The 21,346-nt window shown below is 69.3% G+C and carries 23 protein-coding genes and 1 riboswitch; of the genes, 7 read left to right on the top strand and 16 right to left on the bottom strand.

Annotated features, from left to right (window positions below; genetic code table 11):
* Nucleotides 1-12: 12 nt before the first annotated feature.
* Together FHU39_RS08500 and FHU39_RS08505 are read left to right on the top strand one after the other, a co-directional pair.
* Nucleotides 13-1,260: an aminotransferase class I/II-fold pyridoxal phosphate-dependent enzyme gene (locus FHU39_RS08500; protein WP_183319951.1), complete on the top strand. Its 1,248-nt coding sequence runs from the start codon at nt 13-15 to the stop codon at nt 1,258-1,260.
* A complete protein-coding gene (locus FHU39_RS08505; protein WP_183319952.1) occupies nt 1,257-1,856 on the top strand; it encodes a histidine phosphatase family protein in 600 nt (199 codons plus the stop codon). Before FHU39_RS08500 ends, FHU39_RS08505 begins: the two co-directional genes overlap by 4 nt.
* A 21-nt stretch (nt 1,857-1,877) precedes the next feature.
* Here the strand turns inward: FHU39_RS08505 and FHU39_RS08510 are convergent, their stop codons facing one another.
* Entirely contained in the window at nt 1,878-2,744 is an 867-nt protein-coding gene (locus FHU39_RS08510; RefSeq protein ID WP_183319953.1) for a hypothetical protein, read from the bottom strand.
* Between the two features lie 251 nt (nt 2,745-2,995).
* On the opposite strand from FHU39_RS08510, the gene FHU39_RS08515 reads away from it, so the two are divergent.
* Nucleotides 2,996-3,544: a hypothetical protein gene (locus tag FHU39_RS08515; protein ID WP_183319954.1), complete on the top strand. Its 549-nt coding sequence runs from the start codon at nt 2,996-2,998 to the stop codon at nt 3,542-3,544.
* Between the two features lie 55 nt (nt 3,545-3,599).
* Here the strand turns inward: FHU39_RS08515 and FHU39_RS08520 are convergent, their stop codons facing one another.
* The 13 genes from FHU39_RS08520 to fdhD form a co-directional block, all read right to left on the bottom strand.
* Nucleotides 3,600-4,283, bottom strand: a complete 684-nt coding sequence (locus FHU39_RS08520; protein ID WP_183319955.1) for a response regulator — start codon at nt 4,281-4,283, stop codon at nt 3,600-3,602.
* Nucleotides 4,273-5,454 (bottom strand): histidine kinase, encoded by a 1,182-nt coding sequence (locus tag FHU39_RS08525; protein WP_183319956.1) that lies wholly within the window; start codon nt 5,452-5,454, stop codon nt 4,273-4,275. The genes FHU39_RS08520 and FHU39_RS08525 overlap by 11 nt, the downstream gene beginning before the upstream one ends.
* Nucleotides 5,455-5,600: 146 nt before the next feature.
* Nucleotides 5,601-8,468 (bottom strand): aminomethyl-transferring glycine dehydrogenase, encoded by a 2,868-nt coding sequence (gene gcvP / locus FHU39_RS08530; protein WP_183319957.1) that lies wholly within the window; start codon nt 8,466-8,468, stop codon nt 5,601-5,603.
* A gap of 80 nt (nt 8,469-8,548) precedes the next feature.
* Nucleotides 8,549-8,641, bottom strand: a riboswitch (glycine riboswitch).
* Between the two features lie 56 nt (nt 8,642-8,697).
* Entirely contained in the window at nt 8,698-9,237 is a 540-nt protein-coding gene (locus FHU39_RS08535; RefSeq protein WP_246336459.1) for a MerR family transcriptional regulator, read from the bottom strand.
* Nucleotides 9,238-9,450: 213 nt separating this feature from the next.
* Nucleotides 9,451-9,939, bottom strand: coding sequence for a bifunctional nuclease domain-containing protein (locus tag FHU39_RS08540; RefSeq protein WP_183319959.1), 489 nt, complete (start codon nt 9,937-9,939; stop codon nt 9,451-9,453).
* 10 nt (nt 9,940-9,949) lie between these two features.
* A complete protein-coding gene (ftsR, locus tag FHU39_RS08545; protein ID WP_183319960.1) occupies nt 9,950-10,633 on the bottom strand; it encodes a transcriptional regulator FtsR in 684 nt (227 codons plus the stop codon).
* A complete protein-coding gene (locus FHU39_RS24675; protein ID WP_183319961.1) occupies nt 10,630-11,124 on the bottom strand; it encodes an FHA domain-containing protein in 495 nt (164 codons plus the stop codon). Before FHU39_RS24675 ends, ftsR begins: the two co-directional genes overlap by 4 nt.
* 54 nt (nt 11,125-11,178) lie before the next feature.
* Nucleotides 11,179-11,568: a glycine cleavage system protein GcvH gene (gene gcvH / locus FHU39_RS08555; RefSeq protein ID WP_183319962.1), complete on the bottom strand. Its 390-nt coding sequence runs from the start codon at nt 11,566-11,568 to the stop codon at nt 11,179-11,181.
* 53 nt (nt 11,569-11,621) lie between these two features.
* Nucleotides 11,622-12,374, bottom strand: coding sequence for a DUF881 domain-containing protein (locus FHU39_RS08560; protein ID WP_183319963.1), 753 nt, complete (start codon nt 12,372-12,374; stop codon nt 11,622-11,624).
* The gene (locus FHU39_RS08565) at nt 12,375-12,707 is read right to left on the bottom strand and encodes a small basic family protein (RefSeq protein ID WP_171157714.1); all 333 of its coding nucleotides are present in this window, start codon (nt 12,705-12,707) and stop codon (nt 12,375-12,377) included.
* The gene (locus tag FHU39_RS08570) at nt 12,704-13,630 is read right to left on the bottom strand and encodes a DUF881 domain-containing protein (protein ID WP_183319964.1); all 927 of its coding nucleotides are present in this window, start codon (nt 13,628-13,630) and stop codon (nt 12,704-12,706) included. The genes FHU39_RS08565 and FHU39_RS08570 overlap by 4 nt, the downstream gene beginning before the upstream one ends.
* Before the next feature lie 43 nt (nt 13,631-13,673).
* A complete protein-coding gene (clsA, locus tag FHU39_RS08575) occupies nt 13,674-14,270 on the bottom strand; it encodes a cardiolipin synthase ClsA (RefSeq protein ID WP_183319965.1) in 597 nt (198 codons plus the stop codon).
* 72 nt (nt 14,271-14,342) lie between these two features.
* Nucleotides 14,343-15,161 (bottom strand): formate dehydrogenase accessory sulfurtransferase FdhD, encoded by an 819-nt coding sequence (gene fdhD / locus FHU39_RS08580; RefSeq protein ID WP_183319966.1) that lies wholly within the window; start codon nt 15,159-15,161, stop codon nt 14,343-14,345.
* A gap of 205 nt (nt 15,162-15,366) precedes the next feature.
* Between fdhD and FHU39_RS08585 the strand changes: the two genes are divergently transcribed.
* Together FHU39_RS08585 and FHU39_RS08590 are read left to right on the top strand one after the other, a co-directional pair.
* Nucleotides 15,367-15,870 carry an HNH endonuclease gene (locus FHU39_RS08585; protein ID WP_183319967.1) on the top strand — a complete coding sequence of 168 codons (504 nt, stop codon included), beginning with the start codon at nt 15,367-15,369 and terminating at the stop codon, nt 15,868-15,870.
* Nucleotides 15,871-16,114: 244 nt separating this feature from the next.
* Nucleotides 16,115-16,951: a hypothetical protein gene (locus FHU39_RS08590; RefSeq protein ID WP_183319968.1), complete on the top strand. Its 837-nt coding sequence runs from the start codon at nt 16,115-16,117 to the stop codon at nt 16,949-16,951.
* A 9-nt stretch (nt 16,952-16,960) separates the two neighbouring features.
* Here the strand turns inward: FHU39_RS08590 and FHU39_RS08595 are convergent, their stop codons facing one another.
* The gene (locus tag FHU39_RS08595; RefSeq protein WP_183319969.1) at nt 16,961-18,022 is read right to left on the bottom strand and encodes a tartrate dehydrogenase; all 1,062 of its coding nucleotides are present in this window, start codon (nt 18,020-18,022) and stop codon (nt 16,961-16,963) included.
* A 96-nt stretch (nt 18,023-18,118) separates the two neighbouring features.
* Here FHU39_RS08595 and FHU39_RS08600 point away from each other — a divergent pair, with 96 nt between their 5' ends.
* Nucleotides 18,119-19,654: a S53 family peptidase gene (locus tag FHU39_RS08600; RefSeq protein ID WP_183319970.1), complete on the top strand. Its 1,536-nt coding sequence runs from the start codon at nt 18,119-18,121 to the stop codon at nt 19,652-19,654.
* A 7-nt stretch (nt 19,655-19,661) separates the two neighbouring features.
* Here FHU39_RS08600 and nagB read toward each other — a convergent pair whose 3' ends face one another.
* The gene (nagB, locus tag FHU39_RS08605) at nt 19,662-20,447 is read right to left on the bottom strand and encodes a glucosamine-6-phosphate deaminase (protein ID WP_183319971.1); all 786 of its coding nucleotides are present in this window, start codon (nt 20,445-20,447) and stop codon (nt 19,662-19,664) included.
* A gap of 189 nt (nt 20,448-20,636) precedes the next feature.
* Between nagB and FHU39_RS08610 the strand changes: the two genes are divergently transcribed.
* Complete coding sequence (locus FHU39_RS08610; RefSeq protein ID WP_221185188.1) at nt 20,637-21,326, top strand: DUF4158 domain-containing protein; 690 nt, start codon at nt 20,637-20,639, stop codon at nt 21,324-21,326.
* The last annotated feature ends 20 nt before the right edge of the window (nt 21,327-21,346 follow it).

Here is a 21,346-nt window from a genome sequence, read left to right on the forward strand (position 1 = left end):
GAAACTGTGCACGTGCGGCCTATCAAGCAGTCCAAGAAGCTCCAGCACGTCCGGTATGACGTTCGGGGACCGATCCTCGTCGAAGCGGAGAAGCTGGAGGCCCAGGGGCACCGGATCCTGAAACTCAACATCGGCAACACCGCGCCGTTCGGCTTCGAGGCCCCCGACGCCGTGCTGCGCGACATGATCCACAACCTGCCGCAGTCCCAGGGCTACAGCGACAGCCGCGGGATCTACTCCGCCCGCACGGCCGTGGCGCACTACTACCAGTCCCACGGGCTCACCGACACCGGCGTCGAGGACGTGTTCATCGGCAACGGGGTCTCCGAGCTGATCAGCATGGTGCTGCAGGCCTTCGTCGACGACGGCAACGAGATCCTCATCCCCGCACCGGACTACCCGCTGTGGACCGGCGCCGTGTCACTGGCCGGTGGCACCCCGGTGCACTACCGCTGCGACGAGAGCAACGGCTGGAACCCCGACCTCGCCGACATCGAGTCGAAGATCACCGACCACACCCATGCCCTGGTCATCATCAACCCGAACAACCCGACCGGCGCGGTCTACTCCGAGGAGACGGTCCGTGGCCTGGTCGACATCGCCCGACGGCACGACCTGGTGCTGATGGTCGACGAGATCTACGAGAAGATCCTCTTCGAGGACGCCGTGCACCACCACGCGGCGACCTTCGCCGGCGACGACGTGCTCTGCCTGACCTTCAGCGGCCTGTCGAAGGCCTACCGCGCCTGCGGCTTCCGTGCCGGCTGGTTGATGATCTCGGGTCCGCGGCATCTGGCCGCCGACTACCTGGAGGGCCTCACCCTGCTGGCCAATATGCGCATGTGCGCCAATGTGCCCGGGCAGCACGCGATCCAGACCGCCCTGGGCGGCTATCAGTCGATCAACGAACTCATCGGCCCCGGTGGCCGGTTCTACGAGCAGTCGATGACCGCGTGGCGGCTGCTCAACGAGATACCCGGGGTGAGCTGCGTCAAGCCGCGCGGAGCGCTCTACTGCTTCCCCCGGCTCGACCCGGACGTCTACCCCATCGACGACGATCAGCAGTTCGTCATCGAGTTGCTGCGCGCCGAGAAGATCCTGGTCACCCACGGCACCGGCTTCAACTGGTTCGAGCCGGACCACTTCCGCCTCGTCACGCTGCCCGACATCGAGGTGCTGACGGAGGCGATCGGCCGGATCGCCAGCTTCCTCAGTGCCGTTCGCGCGGGGGCACCGGTTGCCTCCGCACCCTCGGCATGACGATGCTGCACTGCCCCGCCACGGTGCTGCTCGCGCGGCACGGCGAGGCGGCATACGAAGCGACCACCTGGTCCGGTGAGGGCGGCTCGCTCACCCGGGCAGGCCGGGGCCAGGCCGCGGCACTCGCCGACCGGCTGCACGGCGCGCGGGTCGCACACGTCTACTGCAGCACCCTGGCCCGCGCCGTGCAGACCGCCGAGATCGCGGCCGCGAAGCTGGGCGTGGACGTGAGCACCCGGGTGGGGCTGGAGGAGTTCAGCACCGGATCGTTCGCGGGTGTCGAACGCGACACCGACCCGTTCGCCGAGACGTTCGGCCGGTGGCTCGACGGTGACCTGGACGTGCGGGTCGACGGTGGCGAGACAGGCGCCGAGGTCGTCGCCCGGGCAGGACGCGTGCTCGACGACATCGCCGATGCGCACCCCGGCGAAACGATCCTCGTCGTGTCGCACGGCGGCATCCTCACGCTCGCCGTACACAACCTGTTGATGTTCGAATCAGGCGTGCGGCCAAGGCAATTCGCCAACTGCGCGTATGCCGAGACCGAGCTGCGCGGCGACGGCTGGCGACTCACCGGCTGGTCCGACCCGGACTGAGCACCAGCCGTCCGCAGGCCCTCAGAAGACGATCCACGGAACGCCGGACAGCTGCCACACCAGCGCCTGTTTGGGGTAGTACTCGGTGATGCGCATGTTCTCCACGTCCAGCAACGAACCGCGCGGCCCGATCCTGGACGTGCTGCGCCACAGCACATGCCCCGACGGCGACACGACGCCCAGTTGAGCGTTCTTGGTGAACGTGAAGTGGGACCCGGAGACGTGAGTGTGGCTCTGCCACAACACCTTCGACCCCCAGAGGTACACGAGGTTGCCGTTCGGCTGCATCAGCAGCTTTCGGTTGACCGAGGTGTTGTCCGCGGTCGAAGCGCTCAAGGACTGCCCCGGCCACAGTCTGTGGTCGGTGGCCATCAGGCGGGCGGTGGTGCCGCTGCGCCAGACGATGTGGCCGCTCGCGTCGTAGAGCGCGAGGATGCCGGACGGCAACAACGCCAGTCGCTTTCCGCCGAGCCCGGACGTTTTGCTGTGCCAGAGCAGCGCGCCCGTCGAGTGCCGCAGCGTGATGTCACCGGTGCACGACAGCGACAGCACGGTCGCGTCACGATAGTTCTTGTGAACGCCGTGCGGGTCGGTCCGGACCCAGGTCCACAGCTGCACGCTGTAGCTACCCTTCGAGCCCGGCACGGTGGTGGCCTGGTCGATGCCCAGCAGGTCCCCGTTCAGCTGCAGGGTGAAGTCGCCGGCGTCGAACAGGCTGTGTGTGGGGTCGCGTTCCAGGTGTGTGACGTGATGGCACGCCTTCAGCACCGTCGTGCCCGTCGCCGTCGCCGCCTCCGCGGTATTGCCGGCCGCAGCCGACCCGACGAGCGCCAACGCGACCGCACACGCCGCCGTCAGCACCCGGCTCCGCCATAACCGACCCTTCATGTTCCCTCCTGATGCCCACCCTGTGTCCCGCCAACCGGAGGCTAGACCCCCGCACGTCGCCGTACGCACGGAACGGTCGAACTCGGTCCGACAGCGCACTGTAGTCCACGATCGGCGCGGCGGGTGGAGACCGGTCTCCACCCGGTCTCCACCCGCAGATCTGCCCACGGGGGGATCCGCATCCGCCGCCGAATCCCGAAGCTTGAGTCATCACCGAGCACCACTCAAGACATTCCGGAAAGGCACCCATCATGTCGGACTTCCAGCAGGCACTTCTCATCAGCGGCGGGATCGCGGTCCTGGTGCTCGCCACCCAGTGGGGGCGCCGCGCGTTCTCGCTGCATTCGGTGCTGCGGCCGCTGCTGATGATCGTCGGCGTCGGGTTCTTCTACCTGCGCGGCATGCCGACCGACCGCTCCGAACTGTGGTTGTATGCCGCGGGCCTGGGCATCGGGCTGCTCTGCGGCGCGGTCGCCACGGTCTTCACCCGCATCGAGCGCGACGCCGTCACCGGCAAGGTGATGACGGTGTCCGGCGTCGGCTTCGCGGCCACCTGGCTCGTCGTGGTCGCTGCCCGGCTGGCGTTCGTCTGGGAGGCCGAGCACAACCTGACCTTCCGGGCCCACCTCGGGTCGTTCATGATGCACCACCAGCTGCACGAGGCCGCGATCGCGCCGTTCTTCGTGATCTGGGCGCTCGCCATGGTGGTGTCCCGCATCGCGGCCAACGCGGTCCGCGCCGGTCAGCTGCCCCAGGTGCCGCAGCGCACGGTGCGGGTCGAGCGGCCCGTCGCGGCCTGACGCCATACCCCCGAGGAAGTGAGGACAGTAGCGACTCCCCCGGCCCCGCCGACGGTCACGAACCGTCGGTGGGGCCGAGGCCGTGCTGGAAGGCGAAGGTCACGGCCGCGGCCCGGTCCCGGACTCCCGCCTTCGCGAAGAGGTTGTTGATGTGCGTCTTGACGGTGCCTTCGCTCACCACCAGCCGGCGCGCGATCTCCCGGTTGGTCAGCCCCGATGCGATGAGGGTGAGCACCTCGGACTCCCGCGGGGTCAGGCCCGCGGGCGCAGCGGCCGGTGCTGCCGGTGCCGGAGCGGCGGACCGTTGCATCGCGGCCCGCACCAGCTGCTCCTGCACCTTCGGATCGAGCACCGCCTGACCGCCGGCAACCGTGCGGATCGCGGCCGCTATCTCGGCCCGCCCCGCGTCCTTGGTCAGGTACCCACGCGCACCGGCGTCCAGCGCGCGCATGATCGACGCGTCGTCGCCGTATGTCGTCAGGATCAGCACGTTGACCTCCGGCGCACGCTCGCTGAGCGCACTGGTCGCGTCGGCGCCGTCCATGACCGGCATGTTCAGGTCCATCAGGACGACCTCCGCGCGCTGCGCGATCGCGGTCGACACCGCCTGCGCACCGTCGGCCGCCGTGCCCACGACCTCGAGGTCGTCGTACAGGTCCAGCATCGCGGCCACCGACTCCCGGATCACGGTCTGGTCATCGACGACGACCACTCGAATCGGCTTGGTATCAGGTGACATCCGGACTCCCTTGGTGCATCGGCAACCTGGCCGCGACCGACCAGCCCCCGGCATACTCCCCGTCGTTCACCGGGCCGATGGAGCAGCTCCCGCCGAGCAGTTCGACCCGCTCGCGGATGCCGACCAGGCCCATTCCGCTGCCCGCACCCGCCGAGATCTCCTCGCCGGGACCATTGACCACGTCCAGCACCACGTGCTCCCCTTCACCGGCGACCCGCACACGAACGCCGGCTCCGTGCGCGTGCCGGCGCGCGTTCGTCAGCGCCTCCTGCACGATGCGCACCACCTCCTGTGCGGTCGTGGACCCCGCAGACCCGAGCTCTCCCCCGAGGTCGAGTTCCTCACCCTGCTGCACCATCCGCTGCAGCGTGGTGGGCAGGTCGATGGTGCCTTCCCGCAGCGCCCGCACCGCGCGCCGGGCCTCGCCCAGGCCCTCCACCACGAGGCCGCGCGCGGTCTGCACCGTTGCCCGGCCCTGCTCCCACTGCCCGGCCTCCAACTGCGCACCGGCCAGCTCCAGTTGGAGGCTCACGCCGGACAGCGAGTGCGCCAGCACGTCGTGGATCTCCCGGGCGATGCGTCCGCGCTCGGCCAATGCGCTTGCCCTGGCATCGGATTCAGCGGTACGGCGCGTCTGTTCGACCAGTTGCCGGCTCAGCGCCAGACTCCGGCGCCGGTTCTGCGTCGCGATGCCCGGGAGCACCGACAGTCCGATGAGCAGCACGCCCCACCACGGCCAGGGCTCGTCGGCCCCGAGGAAGTTGCTCACCAGGGAGACCGCCACCGTCACACAGGTCAGGCCGAGTGCGACGCGCGGCGGCCACACCACGCCAACATGCCCGCAGGCGAGGATCGCCATCGAGATCGCCCAGCCGTGCGCGCCGAAGACCAGCCCACCGCAGACCGCGAACGCGAGGCTGATCGCGAAGTGGGGCAGCAGACCGAGGATCCTCGCGGGCACCAGCCGTGCGTAGGCGAGGAGACCACAGACCGCGAGCAGGACATAGCTGAGCCAGAGGTGCCCCGCGAGCGGGTGGAGGATCAGGAACGCCAGCGCGAGCAACACGGTCGTGACGAACGGTTGGGCACGCTCGTCGAACAGGTCCAGCCACGCCAGGGAGAACGTTCCGTCGTCGGACCCCTCGAGTTCTCGTCGCAAACGGCTTCGCACCCGACGATTCTGGCATCCCGCAGGAGTGGGTCCGCAGGGATCTCGATACGGGCTCGTCCCTCGCCCTACTCGATCCGCGAGGTGGTGCTGGTTGCTCGCCCTACTCGATCCGCGTTCCTCGCCTACTCGATCCGCCGGGCGACGGCTCAGTCCTCGAACGCCTCCGGCGGCGGGCACGAGCACACCAGGTTGCGGTCGCCGTACGCACCGTCGACCCGGCGGACCGGCGACCAGTACTTGTGCAGCGGGTCGACACCGTCCGGGTAGACCGCGTCCCGGCGCGAGTACGGGTGCTCCCAGTCGTCGGCTGTCAGCGACTCGGCGGTGTGCGGCGCGTTGCGCAGCGCGGAGTCCGCCGCGTCGACCTTGCCGTCGAGCACGTCCTGGATCTCGGCGCGGATGGCGATCATCGCGTCACTGAAGCGGTCCAGCTCCTCCAGCGACTCGCTCTCGGTCGGCTCGACCATGAGCGTGCCGGCGACCGGGAAGGACATCGTCGGCGCGTGGAAGCCGTAGTCGATCAGCCGCTTGGCGACGTCGTCGACCGTCACTCCGGACTCCTTGGTCAGCGCGCGCAGGTCGAGGATGCACTCGTGGGCCACCAGGCCGCCCTCGCCGGAGTAGAGCACCGGGTAGTGCTCGCCCAGTCGCTTGGCGATGTAGTTGGCCGACAGGATCGCGGCCTCGGTGGCCTTGGCCAGCCCGGCGCCACCCATCAGCCGCACGTACGCCCAGGAGATCGGCAGGATCGAGGCCGAACCGTAGGGCGCCGCCGACACCGGGCCGGTCTCCCCCGTCAGCTCCTCCGCGAACGGGTGGGAGGGCAGGTAGGGCGCCAGATGCTCGCGCACCCCGATCGGGCCGACGCCAGGGCCACCGCCGCCGTGCGGGATGCAGAACGTCTTGTGCAGGTTGAGGTGCGACACGTCGCCGCCGAACTTGCCCGGACGCGCCAGGCCGATCAGCGCGTTGAGGTTGGCGCCGTCGACATACACCTGGCCGCCGGCCTCGTGCACCAGGGAGCACAGCTCGGAGATGGTGTCCTCGAAGACCCCGTGCGTCGACGGGTAGGTCACCATGATGGCGGCCAGGTCCTCGCCGTGCTCCTTGAGCTTGCTCTTCAGGTCCTCCATGTCGATCTCACCGGTCGGCGCCGTCTTGACCACGACGACCTTCATGCCGGCCATCACCGCGGACGCCGCGTTGGTGCCGTGCGCCGACGCCGGGATCAGGCAGACGTTGCGTGCCGACTCGCCCCGGGCCTCGTGGTAGCCGCGGATCGCGAGCAGTCCGGCGAACTCGCCCTGGGAGCCGGCGTTCGGCTGCAGCGACACCGAGTCGTAGCCGGTGATCTCACACAGCCACTGCTCCAGGTCGGTGATCAGCTCCCGGATGCCGACGGTCTGATCGGACGGCGCGAACGGGTGCAGGTTCGCGAACTCCGGCCAGGTGATCGACTCCAACTCGGTGGTCGCGTTGAGTTTCATCGTGCAGGAGCCGAGCGGGATCATCCCGCGGTCGAGGGCGTAGTCGCGGTCGGCGAGCGTGCGCAGGTAGCGCAACATCGCGGTCTCGCTGTGGTGGGCGCTGAACACCGGGTGGGTCAGGACCTCGTCGGTGCGGACGAGGGCGCCGTCCCAGCCGAGTTCACCGTCGGACGGCACCGGCGCGTTGACGCCGAAGGCGCCGGCGACGGCGGCCAGTTGCTCGTCGGTGGTCGTCTCGTCGACGCTGAACGAGACGTGGTCGTTGTCGACCCGCCAGACGTTGATGCCGCGTTGCAGCGCGGCCTCGACCACCGAGTCGGCGCGTCCGGGGACCACCGCGGTCAGCGTGTCGAAGTAGGTGTCGCTGACCAGTTGCACGCCGCCCGCGGTGAGTGCCTCGGCCAGACCGACGGCCTTGCCGTGCACCTCCAGCGCGATCCGCCGCAGCCCCTCGGGGCCGTGCCAGACGGCATACATCGACGCCATCACCGCCAGCAGCACCTGGGCGGTACAGATGTTGGAGGTCGCCTTCTCCCGGCGGATGTGCTGTTCGCGGGTCTGCAGGGCGAGCCGGTATGCCGGAGCCCCGTCCGCGTCCACGCTGACGCCGACGAGCCGGCCCGGCAGGTTGCGCTCCAGGCCCTTGTGCACGCTCATGTAACCGGCGTGCGGCCCGCCGAAGCCCATCGGCACGCCGAACCGCTGGCTGGTGCCGACCGCGATGTCGGCGCCCAGCTCGCCCGGCGAGGTCAGCAGGGTGAGCGCCAGCAGGTCGGCGGCGACGGTGACCAGCGCCTTGACCTCGTGGGCCGCAGCCACCAGCGCGCGCCAGTCGACGATCACCCCGTCGGCACCGGGGTACTGGACGACGACGCCGAAGACGTCACGCTCCCCCGCCGCGGCACGCAGCCCGGCGGCGTCGGTCACGTCGCGCAGGTCCGTGACGACGAGGTCGATGTCGAGGGCGGCCGCGCGGGTCTGCACCACCGCGATCGACTGCGGCATCAGCTGCGCGTCGAGCAGCAGCACCGCATCCTTGGGCGCCTTCGCGCCACGCCGCATCAGGGTCATGGCCTCGGCGACCGCGGTCGCCTCGTCGAGCAGGGACGCACCCGCGGTGGGCAGGCCGGTCAGGTCGGAGACGACGGTCTGGAAGTTGAGCAGGGCTTCCAGCCGGCCCTGCGAGATCTCCGGTTGGTACGGCGTGTATGCCGTGTACCAGGCGGGGTTCTCCAGGATGTTGCGGCGCACCACCGGCGGCGTGTGGGTGCCGTAGTAGCCGAGGCCGATCATCGAGGTCAGCACGGTGTTGCGGTCCGCCTTCGCGCGGAGTTCCTCGATCACCGCGGGCTCGGAGGCCGCGGCCTCGACGTCGAGCGCCTCCGCGGCGCGGATCCCACCGGGCACCGCCTTGGCGAGGAGTTCGTCGGTGCTGGCGTAACCGAGCACCTGCAACATGGTCGCCACATCGTCATCGGTGGGGCCGATGTGGCGGGAAACGAAGTCGGGCAGATCGACAGCAGTCATGGGCGACACCTTCGGGAGACATTCGTGGGCTTGATGACGTCTCCCCAACTGTCGCCACCGAACGGTGTCTTCAGAGCTGCCTCAGCCGGGCGGTCCTGGCGCCTGAGAGGTTCTGGGGAGGTTGCCCCTTCGGCGTCCCGACCGTGCTGGCAGGACTCTCCCGCCCGGTGTCGTAAGCGCTTCTAATTTAGCAGAACCGGCACAGTGGCTCCATGAGCCGGCAATGTGCTCAGCCGGCGGTGCGGCGCCGCGCGCGGCGCTCCCGAAGCTCGTCGCCCGGGTGGTCGGCCGGCACCTCGGCGTCCGGGCGCTCACCCGGCAGCTCCGACAGCGAACCCTCCACCTCGCGCCAGACCGAGCCGAGCGCGATGCCGAAGACACCCTGCCCGCCGCGCAGCAGATCGATGACCTGGTCGTCGGAGGTGCACTCGTAGACACTCGCGCCGTCGGACATCAGGGTGATGCCCGCCAGCTCCTCGACGCCGTGCTCGCGCAGCACCGTCACCGCGACCCGGATCTGCTGCAACGAGACACCGGTGTCCAGCAGCCGCTTGATGACCTTGATCACCAGGATGTCACGGAAGCTGTAGAGGCGCTGGTGGCCGGACCCGCTGGGGTTGCGCACCGACGGCTCGAGCAGACCCGTGCGCGCCCAGTAATCCAGCTGGCGGTAGGTCACCCCGGCGGCGCGGCACACCGCGGGACCGCGGTAACCGACCTGCTCGGTCATCTCCTCCGGCAGTTCCTGCGGGAACAGCGCTTCCTGCATGGGCGCGGGCGCCTTCGACTGCACCTCGCGTGCTTCACCCTTGCTGACCACGACATCCTCCATCGACTGCCCCAACGGTCCGGAACATCATGCCCGAACTCGCGCGTGATGCTCCGCAAAGGTATGGCCAGGACCCCGCGGAAGCAACGACCGCCGCGCGTGTCGCGCTCGCGGAATCTGATCTAACCTTAAACTTGAAGGTGAAGGTTGTTGTCATGGCTCGTCCGGACCTTCATCGTGAGACTCAAAGTCATCGGCCGAGACGTTGTCGAGGAACTCGCGGAATTTCTCGACCTCGTCCTCCTCCTCGACCGGTACGTCGACACCCGCCTCGTCCAGGACCGCCTCGTCGACGAAGACCGGAACCTGGGCGCGCAGCGCCACCGCCACGGCGTCCGAGGACCGGGAACTGATCCGGGTGCCGCCGTCGATGACCAGCTCCGCGTAGAAGATGCCGTCCTCCATGCGGGTGATGAGCACGCTGGACAGCTCATGGCCCAGCCCGGTCAGCACGTCCAGCAGCAGGTCGTGGGTCAGCGGTCGCGGCGGGGTCACACCCTGCTGCGCGTAGGCGATCGCAGTTGCCTCGGGGGCGCCGATCCAGATCGGCACGTAACGCTCTCCGTCACGCTCACGCAACAGCAGGATCGGCTTGTTGGTCGGCATCTCGACCCGCACACCCATCACATCGACCTGTTTCACAGGTCCCACGCTACTCCCGGGTGAGGTCTGCTCGCACCAGCGCGAGGTGCAGCTCGAGGCACTGCCGCAGCAGTTCCTCCACGTCGGCGTCGTGCGACGTCCCGGTCAGGCCGCGGATCAGCGACACCTCACGTTCGGCGGCCAGCCGGAAGGGGCGCAGGTGGCGCGCTTCGATGCCGTAGGAGAGCAGGGTCGCGGCGGCGTGGGCGACCTGCAGGTCGAGTCCGTTGTAGAGCTTGTCGTCGTCGGTCCTGATCAGACCGAACGACTCCAGGTCGACCAGTGCGCGCAGGTCGAGACCGGTCGCCCGTTGCAGCTCGGCCCGGGTGAGCCGGACGTCGCGTTCCTCCCGCGGGGCCTGTCCGGCGGCAGCTCCCAGTGCCGGGTCCGAGGTGCGGGCCGGCGGTTGCGGGATGTCCTGCTCCTCGGCCGGGCGCAGCCCGCGGTCGAAGGCGTCGAGGGCCTCCGCGATCACCTTCAGCGGCCAGTACTTGTCGCGCTGACACTGCAGGACGAAGCGCAGCCGCTCGACGTCCCGCTCGGCATACCGGCGGTAACCGGAGGGCGTGCGCTCCGGAGAGACCAGACCCTGCGCGTCGAGGAACCGCACCTTCGACAAGGTCAGGTCCGGGAACTCCTCCTGCAGCCGGGTCAGGACGGCGCCGATCGACAGGCCGGACGCCCCCGCGGTCACGACGTCGGTGCGCCGAAGAAGACGAGACGGAACTTGCCGACCATGACCTCGTCACCGGTCTGCAGGTCGTGCGAGTCGACCAACGCGCCGTTGACGTAGGTGCCGTTGAGCGAGCCGATGTCGGTGACGGCGTAGCCGGTGTCGGTGCGACGGAACACCGCATGACGCCGCGACACCGTCACATCGTCGAGGAAGATGTCGCTGCTGGTGTGCCGCCCGACGCTGACCTCCGCGTCGTCGAGCAGGAATCGGGCGCCCGCGTTCGGTCCCCGCAGCGAGAGCAACAGTGCGGTGCCCGGGCGCAGGGCGTCGACGGTCGCCTGGTCCGACGCCGACAGCCGCACCTCGGAACTGCTGGGCCGCTCGACCACACTCTCCCCCGCCGGGACGGCGGTGAATCGGGCAGTGGCGTCCCCGCCGGCCTGCGGCGCGGTGGCCTGCTCGCCACGCTCCGCATCGCCCGGTGCGATGTCGCTGTCGTCGTTGGTCATCGAATCAACCTCGGGGGTCGTGGGCGGGATGTGTCGGAAATGCTGATCGTACGCTCAGCCGAGCGATGCCTTGTACGTATCCACATCCTGCAGCCCGTCCAGCGCGGACGCGTCGGCGAGCTTCAGCTCGTACATCCAGCCCTCGCCGTAGGGGTCGTTGTTGACGAGCTCGGGCGTGGCGTCGAGCTGCTCGTTGATCGCGGTCACTTCCCCGGCCAGTGGCGCGTAGAGATCGCTGACCGACTTCGTCGACTCGACCTCACCGCACGCGTCACCGGCGGCGACCGTGTCGCCGACGGCGGGCAGGCTGACGTAGACCACGTCGCCCAACGCGTCCTGCGCGAACGCCGAGATGCCGATGCGGACGACGCCGTCGCCCTGGTCCTTCACCCACTCGTGGTCCGCTGTGTAGCGCACGTCGGCTGGGTATTCGAGGTCGCTCATGAGTCTCCTTGAACGCTAAACGGATTGGGTGGGGCCTGATGACGGGCATCGGGTCACGGGTTGTCTGCCTGAGCGTAACGAGGCGTGCTCACCGCCCGCAACGCGGTCACGTCAACGTGCTTGGCGGAGGCGACCGACGGGGTGGCCCCGAGTTGCTTCAACGCGTCGACGACCCCTCCCGGAATCTCCATCGCGGTCGCCATCGTGTGCGGATCGCCGATCGCGACGATCGTGTACGGCGCCTGCAGCGCCGTACCGTCGGCCACCAGCCGGCCGTCGGTCGACTCGGCGAAGTAGGTCGAGGCGACGATGCGCACGTCGTTGATCTGCATCGCTTCGGCACCGGCGTCCCGCAGTTCCTCCACGGCGTTGAGGACGTCGCTGGGTTTGACGACGTCCTTGGGGTCCTTGACGGTGATCCGTATGCCGGGCCCGGTCGCCGGCAGGGTGCCCGCGAGGATCCCCAGCGTCTGCAGCCGGGCGGTCGCCGCCTTCAGCGCGGCCTGGTCGCCGTTGTCGTCCTGCAGCTTCTTCTTGGTGTCGGTGAGGTTGCCGGCCTCCTTGCTCAGCTTCAGCGACTGCTGGTTGACGCTGTCCAGCAGTGCGACCAGGTCCTCCTGGCGCAGGTTCTCCAGACCCGAGGACCGCGTTTCGTGCACCTGGGCGAACATCGCGAAGCCGAGCAGTACCGCCAGCACCGTGATGTAGACGTTGGCGCGGGTCAGCCGCGGCCGACCGGCACGCCACAGGCGCTGCCACCCCGTCCGCACCGACTCCTGCGCCTCGGGCGCTTGCTCCTGCGACATCTACGCGTGGAAGAGGTGGCGGCGGATGGCGGCGACGTTGCTGAAGATCCGGACGCCGAGCACGACGACGACCCCGGTCGACAGCTGCGAACCGACACCGAGCTGATCGCCGAGATAGACGATCAGCGCGGCGACGACCACGTTGGACAGGAACGACACCACGAACACCTTGTCGTCGAAGATGCCGTCCAGTACGGCGCGCACGGCACCGAAGACGGCGTCGAGTGCCGCGATCACCGCGATGGGCAGGTAGGGCTGCAGCGACAGCGGCACGTCGGGGTGCAGCACGATGCCGACGACGAGGCCGACGACCAGTCCGATGGCCGGGATCATGACCCTCCTTGGGTGGTGGACGATGACGAGGGCGGGGAGGTGACGGCGGAGGCGTGCACGAGCGGTGCCGTGGCCGCGGCGGGCACCGCGACGGACGTCTTCGACGCGAGGTTCTCGCGGATGTCGTAGCCGCTGACCAGCGCCCGCAGGTACGCACCGCCGGCGTCGCCCCGGAACCGGTCGGCCAGCTTCGGGCCGCCGATCACCGAGATCGCGTAGGGCGGGCTGAGGGCACGGAAGTTGACCAGGATCGCCTCGCCGGCGAAGCGGATCGCGGTCTGGCTGGCGATCCGCTGCCCGTTGATCGACACGGCCTCGGCCCCCGCCGCCCACAGTCCGTTGACGATGATCTGCAGGTCCGTCGAGGTCAGCCGTCCCGTGTTCGAGGTGTCCGTGCGCGGGTTCCCCTCGGCGTCGGTGCCGGAGCCCGGCGCGTCGTCCACGGTGAGGACCAGGCCCGGTCCCCGTGCCGCGCCCGCTCCCGTGGTCACCTCCAGGGTCCGCAGCCGATCGGCCAGCGAGGTGTCGTTCTGGTGTTGCAACGCCTTCGCCTGCAGTGCGTTGATCTGCTTGCGGGTGGAGTTGATCGTGCGGCTGTCGGCGTCGATGGTGCTCTGCCGCGCCTTGATGCCGTCGATGAGTTCGGTGCGGCGTTTGTCCGAGGCGGCCTGCGGGACCCGGAGGGCATGGGCGGCGACCGCCAGGCAGAGGCCGATCACCACGAGGGTCACGATCAGCAGCGGCGAGCGCAGACCCACGGCCGCGGGCTTGCCCTCGGCCCGCCGACGGTCGGCGGCCGCGCGGTAGCCCGGGTCCAGCGGCGCCTGCATCAGGTTGTTGATCAACGACATCGACCAGGCCGGGTCGGTGCGGCCGTGGTCCGCCCCGGGAGCGCCGGTCGGTCGCTGTCCCGACGCGGTCATCGGGCGACCGAGGCTCGTGCACGCTGCGTAGGCATTTCGTTCCTCATTGCTGCTCCGCCGGTGCCTGCTGGCGGGTCCGGACCATGCCGCGCACCTGCCCGACATACATCACCCCGGCCAGCCAGTACAGGACCGTGCCCCACCAGATGAAGGACCAGCCGATCGGGCGGGCGACGTGACCCCACACGTTGTCCAGGCTGCCCAGCAGGACCAGCGGGAAACCGTAGATGAGGCAGAAGGTCGCCGACTTGCCGACGAAATGGACCGGCGGGATGGGCAGGCGGTGCTTGCGCAGCGTCGGGCCGAGCGCGAACACCATCACCTCCCGCACGAGCAGCACGGCGACCAGCCACCACGGGATGATGCTCTTCCAGGCGAGCGCGACGATCGTGGACAGGATGTAGAGGCGGTCGGCGGCCGGGTCGAGCAACTGGCCGAGCCGGGTCACCAGGCCGTACTTGCGGGCGATCTTGCCGTCCAGGTAATCGGTGATGCCGGAGCCGACCAGCACCCACAGCGCCCACAGCCGGTGGTCGGTGGCGATCAACCACAGGAAGACCGGGACGCAGACCAGTCGCCCGATGGACAGCAGGTTGGGCACCGTCCAGACCTGCCGATGCAGCGGCAACGAGTCACTCACGGCTCAAGGCTATGTGGTGCCCCTGTCGCCGCCGACGACATCCCCCGAGCGTCGCCCGGCCGGTCCGGATCGTTATGGCAGGACGACCCGGTCCGGGTGACTGCACACGGTCATCCGGTGCCCGCGCGTGTAGGCGACGAGGGTCACCCCGAGCCGGTCGGCGGCCTCGATCGCCAGGCTGGACGGTGCGGACACGCACGCCAGGACGGGTATGCCGGCCATGGCGACCTTCTGCACGATCTCAAACGACGCGCGGGAGGACACCATCGCCACGCACTCGGCCGTCCGCCGGCCCTGCAGCAGCGCCCACCCGGTGATCTTGTCGACCGCGTTGTGCCGCCCGATGTCCTCCCGGATCACGAGCGCGTCGCCGGACGCGCCGAACAGTCCGGCCGCGTGCACGCCCCCGGTGCGGTCGAACACGTCCTGGCCGGCGCGCAGCAGCTCCGGCAGCTGCGCGATCCGCCCGGCCGGGACCCGGACGTCGGCGCCGGTCAACGCCGCGGCGTCATACACCGGGGACTCGGTGATCGCGTCGATGCTGGTCTTGCCGCACAGCCCGCACCCCCCGTGCGAGATGAGCCGGCGCTGTGCCGTCGCCGGCACACCCGGCGCCGTGCGCAGTTGCAACTGCAGGACGTTCATCTCGGTGGTGTCCACGCAGTAGCGCGCGACGAGGACGTCCTCGCGGGTACTGATGATGCCTTCGGCCAGCAGCAACCCGTGGGCCAACTCGATGTCGTGGCCGGGGGTGCGCATGGTGACGGTGAGCACCTCGTCGTCGATCCGGATCTCGAGCGGCTCCTCCACCGCGACCGTTTCCACCCGACTCGTCGACCCGCGGTCGAGGTCGATGCGAAGGACCTTGTGTCTGCTGGTGATGCGTCCCATGGACTCTCCCGTTCAGCCGCACCATGACGTGCGGAATGCGCTCCGTTCATCATGCGCCCACCACTGCACAGAGCCTCGCGAAGGGTCTTTCCGGGATCGCCGTTGCGTGGACCCTCCGGGCAATCCGCGGCTTCTTCACCGATAATGGGGTGCGATCGCGCCATCAGACGGTGACCATTCCTTGGGAGAGGAGTGAAGTCGAGCCATGTCGGTCCTGGTCCTGAACGCGGGGTACGAGCCGCTGCACACCGTGTCGGTCAAGCACGCCATGAACATGCTCTGGCGAGGTGTCGCGACGGTCGAGGAGTCACACCCGGAGGAGACCTTCGGGCCGTTCCCGAAGCCCACCGTGCTGCGGCTGCTGCGCTACGTGAAGATGACCTGGGCCTACGCCAAGCGCGGTGGCCTGAAGCTCACCGAGGCCAGCGTCAAGATCACCTGGGAGCAGTTCTCGCACGGCACGCCGGTCTACAGCCAGGCGGGCGTGCTCAAACGCGACCACGGGCAGTGCGCCTACTGCGGGCAGCCGGTCGCGACCACCATGGATCACGTGGTCCCGAAATCGCGCGGCGGCGCGACGTCCTGGGACAACGCGGTGGCGGCGTGCGAACCGTGCAACCAGCGCAAGGCCGACCGGACACCGGACGAGGCCGGGATGCGGCTGCTCTGGGACCCCTTCGTGCCGACCCGGGAGGACCTGGCCTGGTAGGCCGCACCGGTGCATTCGCGCCGCGCACTAGTCACCTGTCCAGTCGGCCGGGCAGGAATTCGCTGGTCAGGTGTTCAGCCGGGGCCCGGCGGGCAGTGCCGATCTGGCCGAATCCGCCGAGTTCTCGCCGCCATTTTCGATAGCCTCTGTCTCGGGTGGCGACCGGCACCGGTGGACCGCAGACGTCAACTGCCCGCCGGGGTGGAGGGGCTCGCCATCGGCCCGCACGAGGGGAGTTCCTGCCATGACCGAACGCCGAGCCGGGCGGCACCGTCCAGCACGCCAGTCCCGCAAGGTCTGGCCGATCGTCGCGGGTGCCGCCGTCGTGTGCGTCGCGGCGGGCGGCACGGCCTGGGGCCTGTCCCGCGGGGGCGGCGACTCCACCGACGGGACACACTCCACGACCGCGTCGTCACTCCGGACGCCGGCGACATCGCCGACCACGCCGGTGACGTCCGCCACCACGCCGACAGCACCCGGCACCTCGTCATCGTCGCCGTCATCGAGGCAGACCATTGCGGCCACGACGCCGAGCGTGACGAGCACCCGTTCCGTGGAACTGGCGAAGCTGACCGCGTGCCGCGCGACGATCGGCGCCGGCCAGAAACTCGTCGCGGCGTCGGACAAGAACTACGCCGACTGGTCGGGCCACGTGTATGCGCAGACCGACTACGACAAGGGCAGGATCAGTTCCGAACAGGCTCACGCGATCTGGGACCGCACCAAGAAGGCCGGACCCGGCGATCTGTCGCAGTACGACACGGCGAAGAAGGCGTGGGACAAGGCCGACCAGAAGGCCTGCACGGGGCTGCGGTCCGGCGCCGGAGCGTCGCAGCAGACCGTGCGGAAGTGCAGCGATCGCTCCGCAGCGATGCTCGACGTGCTCAAGAAGGCCGAGCCGGTGTACGCGGAATGGAAGGGGCACCAGACCCAGATGACGCACACCGAGGAGAAGTCCAAGGATCCGGACGCCTACTTCACCGAGTGGTTCGGACGGGTCCACAACGCGGAGAAGCCACTGGCCGCCTACAAGAAGGCCCAGACGGCATACCGCAAGACGGCGGCCTGCCCCTCGACCTGACCCCGAGGGTCAGGTGTTGATGGTGGACAGTACGGCGGAGGTGAACTCCTCGGTGCCGGCGCTCCCACCCAGGTCACGGGTGCGGGTCCCGGCACGCATCACGTCCTCGACCGCGTCCATCAACCCGGCCGCCGCGGCACGCTCACCCAGGTGCTCCAGCATCATCGACGCCGACCAGAACTGACCCACCGGATTCGCGACGCCCCGACCCGCGATATCCGGCGCCGACCCGTGGATCGGCTCGAACATCGACGGATGCTCCCGCGGCGGATTGATGTTCGCACTCGGCGCGATCCCGATCGACCCCGCCAACGCCGCGATCAGATCCGACAGGATGTCCCCGAACAGATTCGACGCCACAATCACATCGAAATCACCCGGCCGCAACACCAACGCCGCCGCCAACGCATCGATCAACACACTACGCAACCCGACCCCGTCATACTCCCCCACCACCGAGGCCACCACCTCATCCCAGAACGGCATCGAATGAATGATCCCGTTGGACTTGGTCGCCGACGTCAGGCCACCACCACGCGCCAACGCCAACTCCGCCGCGAACCGGGCCACCCGGGCGATCCCACCCCGGGTGAACACCGCCTCCTGCACCGCGAACTCCTCCGCACCCCCGCGATACGCCCGGCCCCCGATCGCCGAATACTCCCCCTCCACGTTCTCCCGCACCACCACGATGTCCAACTGCGACACATCCCGCAACGGGGAGACCACCCCCGGCAGGATCCGCACCGGACGCAGATTGACGTACTGCACGAATTCCCGCCGGATCGGGATCAACAAACCCCACAACGTCTCATGATCCGGCAACTCCGGATGCCCCACCGCACCCAACAAGACCGCGTCCCCATCGGACAACCGCTCGATACCGTCCACCGGCATCATCCGCCCGTGCGCGAAGAAATACTCCGAACCCCACTCCCGCTCCCGCCAGCTGACACCGAAACCATGACGCGCCGCCAACGCATCCACCACCCGCGTCGCAGCCGGCACCACCTCCAACCCGATCCCGTCACCCGCGATCAGATCCACCGTGTAACTGCGTCGCTCCGTCATCCTTGTCCCTCCGGATCGTTGGCTCGTCCGTTCTCCCCCAAGCTATCCCGCGGCCGCATCCCCCACTCTGTCCGACCACAGGCACATACTCGGAACATGAGTATTGAACTGGTCGAGCTGCCCGACAGCTTCCGCCCCGCGCTGCAGCGCACGACCGGTGCCGTGGCACCCGAGGCGGAGGTGCCCGCGACCCTCGTGCTGCGCCGGCGTGCAGCGCTCCCGGCCTACGACCCGACGGCCGCGCCGCTGACCAGCGCCGAACTCGCCGCCGGTTACGGCGCCGACCCGGCCGACCTCGACGCCGTCCGCGCGGCGGTCACCGATGCCGGACTCACCGTGCTGGAGGAGCATCCCGCATCGCGCACGGTGCGTGTCTCCGGCCCCGCCTCCGACGTCGCCCGGTTCTTCGGCACCGACCTGCGCACGCTGGAGGAGCCCGGGGGCGGCGGTTCGCGGCGGGTGCGCGAAGGGACCCTGTCGGTGCCTTCGGCGTTGCGCGGCGTCGTGACTGCGGTGCTCGGCCTCGACGACCGCCCCCAGGCAGCCACGCGGCACATCGTGGCCAACACGTCGGCGGTGAGCTCGTCATACACGCCGCTCGACCTGGCCACCGTCTATGGCATGCCGCAGGCGGACGGTTCCGGGCAGACGATCGCGATCATCGAGCTCGGCGGCGGTTTCGGGCAGTCCGACCTGGACACCTACTTCAACGGTCTCGGGCTGGCGACGCCGACGGTGACGGCCCAGGGCGTCGACGGCGCGGAGAACGTCCCCGGCCAGGATCCGCAGGGGGCTGACGGTGAGGTGCTGCTCGACATCGAGGTCGCCGGCGCGATCGCTCCCAAGGCGTCCGTCGTCGTCTACTTCGCGCCGAACACCGACGCCGGTTTCCTGGACGCCATCACCACCGCGACCCATGCGTCTCCGACACCGGTCGCGATCAGCATCTCGTGGGGTCAGAGCGAGGACCAGTGGACCGCGCAGGCGCGCACCTCGATGGACGACGCGTTCGCCGATGCGGTCGCTCTCGGCATCACCGTGACGGTCGCGGCCGGCGACCACGGCAGCAGCGACAACGACACCAGCGGGGGCGGCACACACGTCGACTTCCCGGCGTCGAGCCCCCATGCGCTCGGCTGCGGTGGCACCTCGCTGCACGCCTCCGGAGGCACGGTACAGAGCGAAACCGTCTGGAACGACGGCGGATCCGGTGGCGCGACCGGCGGTGGCGTGAGTGACGTCTTCGCCGTCCCGTCATGGCAGTCGACGGCCGGTGTTCCGACCGCGGCGAGCGGCAAGGGGGGCCGTGGGGTGCCCGACGTGGCGGCCGACGCCGATCCCCAGACCGGTTACCGGGTCTACGTCGACGGCTCCGCCACGGTGATCGGCGGCACGTCCGCGGTCGCCCCGTTGTGGGCCGGGCTGATCGCTCGCATCGCGCAGGTCACCGGCAAACGGCCCGGGCTCGCCCAATCTGCCCTGTATGCCGGTGCGACTGCCGGCCAGCCGGTCGCCGCGCTGCGTGACATCACCTCGGGCAGCAACGGTCGCTACTCCGCCGCAGCGGGCTGGGACCCGTGCACCGGCTTGGGCGTGCCGTCCTCGTCGACCGCCGCGGCGTTCGGCGGGTGACCGGTCCTCAGAGACCCTGCCAGGCCGGCTTCCCGCGCTGGATCTCCTCGTAGTAGGACGCGAGTTGCAGCCGGGACGCGGCCGGACGGTCGACGATGATCGTCGCGTGCGGGTGCAGTTGGAGCACGCTGCCCGGCCACATGGCGGTCACCGGGCCCTCGACCACCTGGTGCACCGCCTGCGCCTTGTGCCGGCCGGTCGCCACCACGAGGGCGTGCCGGCATTCGCTGATGGTGCCGAGCCCCTGGGTGAGGCAGTGCTGGGGCACCGCGTCCACCTGGTCGTCGAAGAAGCGCGCGTTGTCCGAGCGGGTCTGTGAGGTGAGCATCTTGATCCGGGTGCGGGAGCCGAGCGAGGACCCCGGTTCGTTGAACGCGATGTGTCCGTCGGTGCCCAGGCCCAGGATCTGCAGGTCGATGCCGCCGGCGTCGCGGATCTGCTGCTCGTACGACGCGCACGCCTGCGGCACGTCCTTCGCGAGCCCGTCGGGTCCGTGCACGTTGGCCCGGTCGATGTCCACCTTCGCGACGAAATCCCGTGCCACGACGTTGCGGTACCGCTCGGGGTGGTCCTCGGGCAGTCCGACGTATTCGTCCAGCATGAACGCCCGCGCGTCCGCCAGCGACAGTTCGCCACCGGTGACCCGTCGCCCCAACTCGTCGTAGATGCCGAGCGGGCTCGAACCCGTGGCGATGCCCAGCACCGCGCTCGGGTTCTCCCGGAACAGCCGGCTGATCGCGTCGGCCGCGATGACGGCGGCCTCCCGATCGGTCTCGACGATGACAACTTCCATGGGGCGTCTCCTTCGGGCATCGCACGGCTGGTCAGGAGATCAGCGAACCAGCCGCCGGTGAGCACGCGGTGGGCGGGGGCCCGCCGGCATACCCTCAGACGGCCCGGGACTCCCGAACGTGTCCCAGTGGGCAAAGTAACCCGTGATTAACCCGTCGGGACTCCATAGTCCGGCCGTACGTTCGTGGACATGCGGATGGAGTGGTCGCCGGAGGAGCTCGTCGGGTCGTGGACGCTGGTGGAGGAGGACTGGCGGCTGATCGGCAACAAGTCCGGCGCCACCAGGCTTGGTTTCGCAGCGCTACTGAAGTTCGTCGAGCTTGAGGCAGCGTTCCCAACAGCCGCGGCGGAGCTGCCCGCTGCAGCCTTGGAGTATCTGGCCGAGCAGGTTCAGGTCGACCCGGCCGCGCTGGCGAGGTACGAGTGGGTCGGTCGGGCCATCAAGTATCACCGCGCACAGGTGCGGGAGGCCTTCGGATTCCGTGAGTTCACTCGTGCCGACGAAGAGCCTCTCGCGGCGTGGCTTGCTGAGCAGGTGTGTCCGGTCGAGCAACGCGATGAACAGCTGCGGGAGGCCCTGCTGGTCCGCTGCCGTGAGCTGCAGATCGAGCCGCCGGGTCGCGTGGATCGGATCATCGGCGCCGCCCGCGCCACCTTCGAGACGGCGTTCTGCGAGCAGACCGTCACTCGACTGGGTGCGGAATGCGCGCACCGGTTGGATGCCTTGATTTCGCCAGGTGAGTCGGGGCTGCTCGCCGAGTTGAAAGCCGACCCGGGACAGGTCGGGTTGGAGACATTGCTGCGAGAAGTCGACAAGCTGGCCGTGGTCACGGCGTTGGGTTTGCCGGTGGATCTGTTCACCGACGCCTCCGAGCGGTAGGTGATGGGCTGGCGGGCGCG

This window comes from Flexivirga oryzae (assembly GCF_014190805.1).
In the GTDB taxonomy this organism is placed as follows: domain Bacteria; phylum Actinomycetota; class Actinomycetes; order Actinomycetales; family Dermatophilaceae; genus Flexivirga; species Flexivirga oryzae.